At 44.7% G+C, this 11391-nt stretch carries 9 protein-coding genes; 8 read left to right on the top strand and 1 reads right to left on the bottom strand.

Annotated features, from left to right (window positions below; all coding sequences use genetic code 11):
- Window positions 1-205: 205 nt before the first annotated feature.
- Window positions 206-1606 (bottom strand): MBL fold metallo-hydrolase RNA specificity domain-containing protein, encoded by a 1401-nt coding sequence (locus tag FE810_RS13080; protein ID WP_138320506.1) that lies wholly within the window; start codon window positions 1604-1606, stop codon window positions 206-208.
- A gap of 317 nt (window positions 1607-1923) precedes the next feature.
- Between FE810_RS13080 and FE810_RS13075 the strand changes: the two genes are divergently transcribed.
- The 8 genes from FE810_RS13075 to FE810_RS13040 all read left to right on the top strand — a co-directional run bounded on the left by FE810_RS13075 (window position 1924) and on the right by FE810_RS13040 (window position 11369).
- Window positions 1924-3060 (top strand): 4-phosphoerythronate dehydrogenase, encoded by a 1137-nt coding sequence (locus tag FE810_RS13075; RefSeq protein WP_138320505.1) that lies wholly within the window; start codon window positions 1924-1926, stop codon window positions 3058-3060.
- A gap of 199 nt (window positions 3061-3259) precedes the next feature.
- Window positions 3260-4279, top strand: coding sequence for an aspartate-semialdehyde dehydrogenase (locus FE810_RS13070; RefSeq protein ID WP_138320504.1), 1020 nt, complete (start codon window positions 3260-3262; stop codon window positions 4277-4279).
- A 246-nt stretch (window positions 4280-4525) separates the two neighbouring features.
- A complete protein-coding gene (locus FE810_RS13065) occupies window positions 4526-6592 on the top strand; it encodes a FimV/HubP family polar landmark protein (protein WP_138320503.1) in 2067 nt (688 codons plus the stop codon).
- Window positions 6593-6807: 215 nt separating this feature from the next.
- On the top strand, window positions 6808-7599 hold the full coding sequence (truA, locus tag FE810_RS13060) for a tRNA pseudouridine(38-40) synthase TruA (protein WP_138320502.1): 792 nt from the start codon (window positions 6808-6810) through the stop codon (window positions 7597-7599).
- Between the two features lie 314 nt (window positions 7600-7913).
- Window positions 7914-8780 (top strand): acetyl-CoA carboxylase, carboxyltransferase subunit beta, encoded by an 867-nt coding sequence (accD, locus tag FE810_RS13055; protein WP_138320501.1) that lies wholly within the window; start codon window positions 7914-7916, stop codon window positions 8778-8780.
- 7 nt (window positions 8781-8787) lie between these two features.
- Complete coding sequence (gene folC / locus FE810_RS13050; protein WP_138320500.1) at window positions 8788-10062, top strand: bifunctional tetrahydrofolate synthase/dihydrofolate synthase; 1275 nt, start codon at window positions 8788-8790, stop codon at window positions 10060-10062.
- A 9-nt stretch (window positions 10063-10071) separates the two neighbouring features.
- Complete coding sequence (locus tag FE810_RS13045; RefSeq protein ID WP_138320499.1) at window positions 10072-10719, top strand: SPOR domain-containing protein; 648 nt, start codon at window positions 10072-10074, stop codon at window positions 10717-10719.
- A gap of 167 nt (window positions 10720-10886) precedes the next feature.
- Window positions 10887-11369, top strand: coding sequence for a CvpA family protein (locus tag FE810_RS13040; RefSeq protein WP_138320498.1), 483 nt, complete (start codon window positions 10887-10889; stop codon window positions 11367-11369).
- The last annotated feature ends 22 nt before the right edge of the window (window positions 11370-11391 follow it).

Here is an 11391-nt window from a genome sequence, read left to right as displayed (position 1 = left end):
GCGGAAGCAGTTTTACAATTTATTTTGATAGTATCCTTGAAATGAAACGGGAGTCCATATAGGGAATGACGCGAGGTGGTTTTGCTTTTCACTCGAAACAGCGTGTACTCGGAGCTGATGACATCAGCGTACCCGAAGCGACGTTCTTCGTCGCGTAGCCGGAGTATCACTTGCGATACGTACTCAGCGAGTTTTCATACCCGGCTTAAAACGCCACAACTTGTCCGGGGGCTGGGACTTCAGAGTGCAATTGTAAATCCTGCCAGATTTTATCGCTTAAGATGTCGAGCGCATCGGCTTCACCATGAACCAATACAATTCGTGGTGCAGGTTTGAAATGTTTGAGCCAGTCAAGCAATTCTTGCTGGCCGGCATGAGCAGAAAAGCCACCCAGAGTTTCAACGCTGGCATTGACTTGCAAGTCTTCGCCAAATAGCTTGATGTTTTTTACGCCGTTGACCATGGCTCTTCCCGGTGTCCCCTGAGCCTGATAACCTACAAAAATGATCGTGTTGCGTTTATCCCAGATACGATGTTTTAGATGATGGGTAATGCGTCCGCCGGTACACATACCACTGCCGGCGATAATAATGGCATGGTTTTTTATGTTATTGATAGCCATTGAGTGCTCGGGCTCAATCGTTAGATGCAAAGAAGAGATAAAGTTTTTAAGTAAGGTCGCATCGCCATCAGATAGTGATTGCACCCCTTCACAATCGAGGCTTGTAAGCCATTGATCGTAAATCCGGGTCACTTCAATTGCCATCGGGCTATCGAGAAAAATGGTCCAATTGTCCAGCTCACCACTGTGTTGTAGTTGCCCTAAATACAAGAGTAACTCTTGAGTTCTGCCAACCGCAAATGCGGGGAGCAGGGCATTGCCGTTGCGCGCAAACGCGGCTTTAAGAATCTGTTTAAATTGTGACAGAGTATTGGTTAAGTCTCGGTGATTTCGATCGCCATATGTGCCTTCCATCATGACAATATCCGCATGGGTGACAATTTCAGGATCTTTCATTAACAAGGTCCCTTGCTTCCCCAGATCGCCACTATAAACCAAGGTTTTTCTGACATCCCGCTCGTTGATTGTAATCCGTGAAATCGCCGAGCCGAGAATATGGCCAGCATCGAGCAATACTGCTTCAAAATTGGCATCGACAGAAAACCTTTGCCGATAGGCTTGAGGTCGACATTGCTCAATGACTTTATGGATGTCATCGACGGTGTACCCTTCACTAAGTACGGGTTTCCCTTGTCTTTGGTTTTTACGGTTTATTCGTTTTAAGTCATTTTGATAGAGACTATAGGAATCGAATAGCATTACTGGCAGTAACTGTGCCGTTGCCTGGGTGCAATAGATTGGACCGTCAAAACCTTCATGCACTAATGCCGGTAATCGGCCACTGTGATCAAGATGGGCATGGGACAGAATCACGGCATCGACAAGTGCAGGATTAAAATCAAATGGCTGCGATTCCAAATGACGTCGGGCACGGCTACCCTGATGCATTCCGCAATCGAGCAACACCGACGTGGTTCCGGTGCGAATTAAGTGGCAGGAGCCGGTAACTTCCTGTGCTGCGCCATAACAGGTAATGGTTGCCAAGTGATGACCCCGCTAGCGGTAATGGAGACGGTATTGCAATGGACAAAACTGACTTCAACTATAGCCCATTTGCGCCGATAGGGGGCACGGCGCAGTCTCGAATCGTTTGAAAATCATTCATCGATAACTAACCTCCAATATTTCATAGGGTTTATTGAACAAAATCGAGACCCAATATTTTTTGACGTCTTTTCCGTGCATTTGTTGGCTATGGAGGGAATGCAAGGTAAACTAAATGTTAATGAATTAGCATCTGTATCAAGAGCCTGTCCACTTGATTAGGCGCATCGACAAGCGCGCTATCGAGTACTTCTTTTATGAATATTTATTTTGATGAGAACATACCTTTTGCCAACGATTTTTTTGCAGGATTTGGCAACTTAAAACCCTTTTCCGGGCGAGATGTTACGGCATCCGAGATAGCCGATGCCGACGTCTTGCTGGTTCGCTCGATCACTCGGGTGGATGAGTCGTTGCTTAAAGAAAATCGCCGCATTCAATTTGTCGGCACGGCTACCATAGGTGTTGATCATATTGATACCGACTATCTATTGAACCGTAATATAAGTTTTACCTCGGCACCCGGGTGCAATGCAGTTTCGGTTGGTGAATATGTGATCAGTGCCTTATTGGTTATTTGTCAGCGTCTACAAGCGAATCTAGCGGACTTTACTGTGGGCATCGTCGGTGCCGGTAATACCGGCTCTGCGGTGGCGAATAAACTAGCGGCGCTTAAGATTCCTTTTAAGCTTTTCGACCCTTTATTAGCGGATTCTGATCCGAGAGATTTTTGCGATTTTTCACAGATACTTGAATGTGATGCGATATCTTTGCACGTACCATTGACCCAATCAGGCGAACACCCGACATTTCATTTGTTTGACGAAAATGCCCTGAAAAAATTATCGCCGGAACAAATCCTGATTAATGCCTGCCGTGGCGAGGTGATTGACAATAAGGTTTTATTGGCACAAAAGCTTGCAGGCGAAGGGCCGCAGCTGGTTTTGGACGTCTGGGAAAATGAACCGGAAGTGCTGGTTGAGCTGATTGAATATTGCCAGATTGCGACGGCTCATATTGCCGGATATAGCTTAGAAGGAAAATCTCGTGGAACTGAAATGTTATATCAGGCATTATGTCAACTTACCGGATTAGAGCCAAAGCTCGAATTGCGGCAATTTATGCCTGCCGGTGAATTTATCGTGCGCATGGAACAAACACCGATTGCCAGCGAACAAGCGCGTATGGAAGAAATCTATCGCCGCGTATTTCAGGTTTACGATGTACGCCGGGATGATCAAATCTTCCGTCAACAGCTTCTGAAACAGGGCTTCGATTCGATTCGCAAAAACTACCCAGTAAGACGGGAGTTTAGTGCGTTAGAAATATCCGCCGGAGATTCATTGGTTCCCAATATGCTTGAAGCACTTGGGTTCTCGATACAAAAGCCATGATCGGTCTGAATTAGCTATGCCAATTGATAAGGCGATAAATGGCTTTGCTAGTCGTGTGAATGTCGTAATAGAACTCAGTTACAGATTCCAATAACACTGAGTTGTGTCATTTGACATGTTAACCGTCAAGCCGGTGCCAAAAAGTATCTTTCAGAATTGATCGAAAATAATTGAATAACAACTAGGTATGGAAAACAACATGGGACAAAAATTTGATGTCGTTGTTCTTGGAGCAACAGGGTTAGTCGGCAAACACATGATGGAAATTCTTGAAGAACGAAAATTTCCAGTCAATAAATTATATCCTTTAGCGAGCAGCCGCAGTGCTGGTGAAATGATAGAATTTAATGGTGAAAGTGTTGAAGTGCTTGATGCCGATGAATTTGACTTTACCCAGGCACAAATCGCCTTTTTCTCTGCCGGCGGCGCCACATCGGCTAAATTTGCTCCGATCGCTGCGGACGCGGGTTGTGTTGTTATTGATAACACCTCTCATTACCGTTATGACGATGATATTCCTCTCGTGGTTCCAGAAGTCAATCCTCATGCATTGGCCGATTATCGTAATCGCAATATTATCGCCAACCCCAACTGTTCAACCATTCAAATGATGGTAGCATTAAAACCTATCTACGATGCGGTAGGCATTGAGCGCGTAAATGTTTCGACGTATCAGTCGGTATCGGGAGCGGGTAAGTCTGCGATTGAAGAACTTGCAAAACAATGTGCGGATTTACTGACAGGAAAACCGGTAGAAGCCAAGGCATTTAGCCGTCAGATTGCCTTTAACGTGATCCCGCAAATCGATGCATTCGAAGATAATGGTTATACGCGCGAAGAGATGAAAATGGTTTGGGAAACTAAGAAAATTCTTGGTGATGAATCGATATTAGTCAATCCGACTGCCGTACGTGTTCCCGTATTTTATGGTCATGGCGAAGCCTTGCACATTGAAACATCTCAGCAAATATCAGCAGAGGATGTCAAAGCGCTACTGGCTCAGGCACCTGGTCTTGTCGTATGTGAAAATGATGAAGATTTTCCAACTCAGGTAAGTGATGCCAGCGGCAAAGATGAAACCTTTGTTGGTCGTATCCGCGAAGACATTTCACATCCAAACGGGATTAACATGTGGATTGTTGCTGATAATGTACGTAAAGGCGCAGCCACGAATTCAGTGCAAATTGCAGAACTACTGATTCAGGATTACTTGGGTTAATCTCCAAAGATTCAAACCCGAGTGCTTATTCAGCAGCTATTTAGGCAGGAATATCATCATATCCTGCCTTTTTTATTCATAAATTGAACAACTTATCATCAATTATCGATAAATATGTTCCTAACCCATTGATGGCGCTAGTATCTCACCCAATTCTGGGATATATTAGCAACAATAACAAAAAGTCGCGCTAATCCTATCGGTTTAAATTATTTTTGATAAACGTGAGAAGGAAGGACCTGATTCATGGCTATTTATCGCATTTCACAATTTAAATCCTCACTCATTCCTGGATTAATCGCCGCATTGTTTCTTGCGCCGCTAAGTAATGTCTTAGCTCAGCAAACTGACAACACTGCGAGTGAACAGGATGTTTTTGTCGGGGACAACAAATCCACCTATGGGCCTATCAAGGCATCTGATACCTTGTGGAAGATAGCTAACGCTTATCGTCCAGATAGTTCTGTTACCAATTATCAGGTAATGGTGGCTCTGTTTAAAACCAATCCCAATGCATTCGTCAACAACGATATCAATTTTCTGATACAGGGACAGTATTTGAGAATTCCAACTCTGGAACAAATCAATAAAGTCGTACCCTTTCATCGGCAAAATGATAGTGATTCGAGTTTAAACCGAATTAATAATGCCATTGCCAGTAATATCAAATCTGAAACGGGTGAAGTAGTCGCTGCAGAAACGACGGCGCCAAACACTCAGGTCGCAACGCTCGACCCAGTAAGCGCACCGGACACCGAATCAGTAACTGCGCAGACAGAACCCGCAATAACGGAAAGTGTGGCGACAAACACTAAGGCCAACCCTGAACTTGAATCCGCGAAAGCCGATAGCAATGAAGAACCATCGGTTAGTCAAGATAGTGCATCGTCCGAGTTAGCAAATGCTTCGACAGAGACATCAGTGCTCGGTTTAACATTGGAAGGTGTTGAGGAAGAAGCGACAGAACCCGCACCAGCACAACCCCAGGTAAGCAATAGCGAAGTAGAAGAAAGTCTCGCGGCCGTGGGTGTTAAACTCGATGATTTACAGTATGAACTCGAACGTTCTAAGCAAAATCAGGCGGAACTGGATCAAAAGCTTGAAGAGCAAAATGTTTTGTTACTGCAATCAAAGAAACGCGAACAGCGACTGATGGCAGAGCAGGAAGCTTTGAAGAAACGTAACGCTGGGGTGTTCAACAGCCCAGTTGCGTACTGGAGTGTGATAGGACTTCTATTTGTATTGTTTGCGGTGTTAACGGTCATGGTTCAACGTCGTCGTCGGGTTGAAAAAGAGCTTTTGGCACTAAAACCTGAATTTTCCGCAAACAAGCAAAGCCAAACTATAAAAGTTGCAAAATCGACTCCAGTTGCGAAAGCCAAAGCGATTAACAGCAAAACGGACGTTACCGAAAAATCGTTGTCAACTCGTGCAGATAGTCGAATTCAAAAGAATAGCATTGAAAACATTAAAGATGCCTCTGTGCTGCAACCTTCTGCCGTGTTATTTGATGGTGGAATTAATAAAGATGAGAAAAACGAACTTAACAGCAACGCTACCGACCAACCGGTATCTGCCACCAAAGCGCGGGACCCGTTAGCGGAAGCTTTTGCTAAGGTTGAGCTAAAAGAATCGCACGTTGAACCGGACGAACTGGTTAGTGAGGCGGATTTTCTGGCGAACCTGGTTAAGAATGAGGCGAATGATACCCTCGATAATGATCTAAATATGGATCATATCATTGAAGATATGGTCGATGAAGATACTAAAGCTAAACCGGCAAAACTGCACTCAGACTCTCAATTTGGTAACGGGGCGGATTTATCATCGTCGCAATTGAAAGAGATAGATGATTTTAACGATGTCGAGTTTGATAAGTTACTCGAAGAAATTTCAAGTGAATCCGAGCATATGAGTTTTGAATCGGCTGCGGAAAGTACATCGACGCAAGTGGAAGATTCGAATGCGCTTTCGACCCATTCGAACCATGTTGGCGTTTCTAGCGAGCAGGACTTCGTTGAAATTGAAGATATCATTGCCGATTCCGAGTCATCTGAAGAATACGCAGAACCCTATCAAGAAGGTAAAATTGATGTGGGTTTGGATGAATTTCCGGAATTTACCCAGAATGTAAACCCAGTCAACGTGGACGATGATAAACACGGTGTGAATGCGAAATTAGATTTGGCGCAGGTTTATATTGAAATTGGCGATGAAGATAATGCCGCCGTGATATTAAAAAATGTCATGAAGCTTGGAAATTCCAGTCAGCAGCAACAAGCTCAGCAACTGCTGTATTCATTAAAATCCTAGCGCGTCATCATGATTTCGATAAAATACCGGCTTTCGCCGGTATTTTTTTATCGTTTAACCACAGGAATAGTGAATACGTTAGGGAAGGGCTCAATGGCGAAAATTGGTATTTGTCCGCGTTGCCTGAGGTTTTAAATTATTGCTGAATCGGCAAACTTCTTTCGTAATTGGCTGAAATAGACGATAATGCGCGTCAAATTCTGAAAGGGGGTAAGATGCGGTTTGCATTGGGAATAGAGTACGATGGTAGCCGCTATTGTGGCTGGCAACGACAAAAACAAGTGATAAGCGTACAGGGCGAAATCGAAAAAGCATTATCGAGAATCGTCAATGCGCCGACCGAAATTGTCTGTGCAGGACGTACCGATACCGGTGTCCATGGCACAGGGCAGGTGATTCACTTTGACTCCCCCCATGATCGTGGTCCGGCAGCCTGGACGTTAGGTATGAATACCTTGCTCCCTAAAGATATCGCGGTGAAATGGAGCCATCCTGTCAGCGATAATTTTCACGCCCGGTTTAGCGCCACAGCGCGCCGTTATCGTTATGTGATATACAACAGCCCATATCGCCCGGCTATCCTCCTAAAAGGGCTAAGCCATTGCCATTTCGAACTCGACGAGTCATTAATGCATGAGGCGGCGCAACAACTCATCGGTCGTCATGATTTTACTTCCTTTCGTACTGTCCATTGTCAGGCCCATTCGCCATTGCGAACGGTGCACCACTGTAATGTTTCTCGTCAGGGCGACTACGTGATCATTGATATTAAAGCGAATGCATTCTTGCACCATATGGTTCGCAATATTGCTGGTAGTCTGATACGTGTTGGCCGTGGCGTTGAGGAAGTGAGTTGGATTGGCGAAGTGTTGTATCTGAAAAACCGTTGCCAGGCAGGAATGACTGCACCCTCTGGAGGCCTCTATTTTGTTGATGTTGATTACCCTGAAGAGTTTCAATTACCGAAAACAGCGATGGGCCCGCTATTCCTAGACAACCAAAATTAACGGCTTTAACCGACGTTGTCGGCAATATTCACCTATTGAGCACTATACTAATAGCAATTTAAATGGTTAGGTGAACGGTTAGATCCCATTTTTTTAGCCTTGGTAAAGCGCAGTGAACAAACATTTTCGATAGTTTTGGATACGCGATAAAACAACGCTGACCAGTTTTTGCTACAGTTCATTAGCAAAAGTGTGGTTTAATTGGCGTTTATAAAAAATTACGTTTCGGCTGTGCTTTGAATATGGCCGAACCAACTGAGTTTGAACGGGTTGTTCATCTAGCCCCAGTAACCAAAAATAGGCATAAATTACCCATGAGCTGGATTGAAAAAATTCTACCTAAAGCCAAAACGTCCACTTCCAGTAAGCACAATATACCGGAAGGCGTCTGGAGTAAGTGTTCTTCATGTAATGCGGTTTTATATAAAGTAGAGCTAGAGCGTCAACTTGGCGTTTGTCCAAAGTGTGATCATCATATGCGCTTAACTGCGCGCAAACGTCTGGAATCTTTTCTGGATGCGGGTGAAAAAGTCGAGATCGGCGCAGAACTTGAGCCTCAGGATAAGTTGAAGTTTAAGGATTCCAAACGATATAAAGATCGGATTGCCGCGGCGCAAAAAAATACCGGCGAGAAAGATGCAATTGTGATCTTGAAAGGTGAGCTTGGTGGGATGCCGGTCGTTGTGGCGGCATTTGAGTTTGCATTTCTAGGCGGTTCAATGGCGTCGGTTGTCGGCGCTCGATTTGTTCAAGCTGCGGAAATCTGCCTAAAAGAGAACTTGCCATTAATCTGTTTTTCTGCGAGTGGTGGGGCGCGTATGCAAGAAGCGCTTATGTCTTTGATGCAAATGGCAAAAACCAGTGCTGCGCTCGCAAAAATGAGTGAGCAAGGCTTACCTTACGTTTCGGTTTTAACGGATCCGACCATGGGTGGTGTCAGTGCCAGTTTGGCAATGCTTGGTGATATTAACGTTGCTGAGCCAAAAGCCTTAATCGGTTTCGCTGGCCCTCGAGTTATCGAACAAACGGTTCGTGAAAAGCTCCCTGAAGGTTTCCAGCGTTCAGAATTCTTATTGGAACATGGTGCGATTGACTTAATCGTTGATCGTCGCGAAATGCGTGACACACTCGCTCGCATGATTGCCAAATTTATGGGAATTGACGAACCTGTAATAAAATAGTTGGTTTATGAATAAACAAAACCAAGGCCACTTATCTATGACTACCCTGGATGAGTGGCTTTTTTATTTAGAGTCTATCCATTCACTTGAAATTGATATGACTTTAGATCGGATCGGGGAAGTCAAAAACCGCTTGAACATCAACCTTGATGCCAAAAAGGTGATAACCGTTGGTGGTACCAATGGCAAAGGTACCAGTTGTGCATTTATCGAAACGGCACTGATTGATCTTGGCTTTCGAGTTGCCGTTTATTCATCCCCGCATATTGATAAATTTAATGAACGGCTGCGCTTCAATCGTTCTCTCGTTAACGATCAAGCGTTAATTCAAGCGTTCAGAAAGATTGAAACCGCCCGAGCACAAATATCCCTAACCTATTATGAATACACCACATTAGCGGCATTGCTTATTTGTCAGCAATCAGATGTCGATTTTGTTTTGTTAGAAGTCGGGCTTGGCGGGCGATTGGATGCAACAAACATTATCGACGCCGATTTGTCTGTTATTACAAGTATTGATTTGGATCACCAACAATTCTTAGGCAATGATCGCGCAAGCATTGGCCTGGAAAAGGCCGGAATCTGTCGAGTTGGACGCCCGGCAATCATTGGCGAACCGGACTTGCCGCAGCAAGTGTTTCAGTATCTGAGCGAATTGGACTGTGTTGGTTATTATCGCAATATGCAGTTTAGCCATAGCTCCAATGCGGATAGGTCCTGGCAATGGCAAAGTGAGCACCTTTCTCTTTCTGGGCTCGATGCGCCATATATTCCACAAGATAATGTCGCGACCGGATTAATGACCTTAACCGTACTTTCTGATGACATTGCCAGTCAAATCAACAGTGCTCGGGTTAACCGCTGGATTGACAACACCCGGGTTGCGGGTCGAACAGAGCTTGTAAGTCAAGCACCGGATATCATCCTGGATGTCGCCCATAACCCGCACGCTGCAAGGCATTTGGCCAAAGTGATCGCAGCCAAAGGCTACACTCGCGTACATGCAATTGTTGGCATGTTAGGGGATAAAGATATTGCTTCGACACTGCAAGCACTCACCAATCAGGTTAGTGCCTGGTACCCGGTAACTCTTGGTGTACCAAGAGGTGCAACCGCAGATCTACTGGTCCAAGAGTTACGAAATATCAATGTAAGCAGTATTGGCTTTGACAATGTTTCGGATGGCTTTAAAATAGCAAAAGAAAATGCCAATAAAAACGACATGATTTTGGTGTTCGGTTCTTTTTTTACCGTCGCTGAATTTAAAAAATCATGCATCTAAGGAGCCCCTTTGTCGACGCCATTTCAAAATAGACTGGTCGGTACCATTATTGTCGCTGCTGCGGCGGTGATATTTTTACCTGAATTCCTTGATGGCGAGAAAAAAGCCTATCAATCTCAGTTTGAGGAAATTCCACCCGCTCCAGACGCACTTGCGGTTGTTGAGATCCCTGCGATGAATGAGCAGGCGCTGTTAGATAAGGCCAAACTTGAGCCGGTAAGCCAAGAGCAGGCGATGGATGATGAGGCCGTAACGACGTCTAATCCAGCTAGCGACACACCTCTTGTTAAAGACCAAAGTGCGAAAACAACCATCGCTGAACCAGCAAAGACCAATGCGATTGATCCCAACAAAACCGTCGTAGCCAAAGTTACGACCAAACCGTCAGCGCAGACAAAAGTGACAGGAAAAGCGGCAGGCTGGGTCATCCAGTTGGGGAGCTTTCGTCATAAGAACAATGTCGAGCAGTTGCAACAAAAATTACGAAAAGCCGGTTACACCGTGTTTACCCGGCCGGTGAAAACCCAGACGGGGACACTGACAAAAGTCTTTATTGGTCCCGCGGTTAATAAGGCGTTATTAGAAGCAGAGTTAAGTAAACTGCAACAACTAACCGGTGTTCAGGGACGAATCGCGAAATTCGATCCGTTGAGTTAAATTTTTCATTATTAAGTGAGCCTTGATAAGTGCCACAACCAGCAGTTGAGTAAACCGATGAGCGCAATTGTTGAAGCATTTTGTTTACACAAAATTGCCACAAATGATTAGTATGTAAAGCACGGATTCTGTTAGAATGCGCCGCGTAACGAATAGGATGACGACAAATGGTTTGGGTTGACTACCTGATATTGACACTGATTGGTATTTCTATGCTGATCTCCCTGGTGAGAGGGTTTGTTAAGGAAGCAGTCTCATTGGCGATTTGGGTCTGTGCGTTTTTTGTTGCTAGTACTTTCTATCAACAACTTGCCGGATATCTCGTCAACATTCAGGACGATGTACTGCGTAACGCTGCTGCCATCGGCATATTATTTGTTGCAACCTTAATACTGGGCGCCATGATAAATTACATCATAGGGCAACTGGTAGACAAAACGGGATTAACAGGAACCGATCGAGTACTGGGGTTAGTATTTGGGGCTTTGCGCGGCGTTTTAGTTGCCAGTGCCGCTTTATTCTTTCTGGATGTATTTACACCGGCACCGTCTTCACAATGGTGGCAGGATTCCATGTTAATTCCCGAATTTAGGGTAGTGATAGAGTGGTTTTTTGCTTATGTAGAATCCTCATCAAGCTTTCTATCTTAGTTAAGATATTTTCGGAGAATAT

This window comes from Thalassotalea litorea, assembly GCF_005843925.1.
Taxonomy (GTDB): Bacteria; Pseudomonadota; Gammaproteobacteria; order Enterobacterales; family Alteromonadaceae; genus Thalassotalea_A; species Thalassotalea_A litorea_A.
Note: the sequence above shows the minus strand (reverse complement) of the source record. Positions and strands in the feature narration are given on the sequence as shown.

What these genes read in the sequence shown, in the direction of transcription:
- FE810_RS13075 (WP_138320505.1), top strand. Translation starts at nt 1,924, where the DNA reads ATGAATATTTATTTTGATGAGAACATACCTTTTGCCAACGATTTTTTT.
- FE810_RS13070 (WP_138320504.1), top strand. Translation starts at nt 3,260, where the DNA reads ATGGGACAAAAATTTGATGTCGTTGTTCTTGGAGCAACAGGGTTAGTC.
- FE810_RS13065 (WP_138320503.1), top strand. Translation starts at nt 4,526, where the DNA reads ATGGCTATTTATCGCATTTCACAATTTAAATCCTCACTCATTCCTGGA.
- truA (WP_138320502.1), top strand. Translation starts at nt 6,808, where the DNA reads ATGCGGTTTGCATTGGGAATAGAGTACGATGGTAGCCGCTATTGTGGC.
- accD (WP_138320501.1), top strand. Translation starts at nt 7,914, where the DNA reads ATGAGCTGGATTGAAAAAATTCTACCTAAAGCCAAAACGTCCACTTCC.
- folC (WP_138320500.1), top strand. Translation starts at nt 8,788, where the DNA reads ATGAATAAACAAAACCAAGGCCACTTATCTATGACTACCCTGGATGAG.
- FE810_RS13040 (WP_138320498.1), top strand. Translation starts at nt 10,887, where the DNA reads ATGGTTTGGGTTGACTACCTGATATTGACACTGATTGGTATTTCTATG.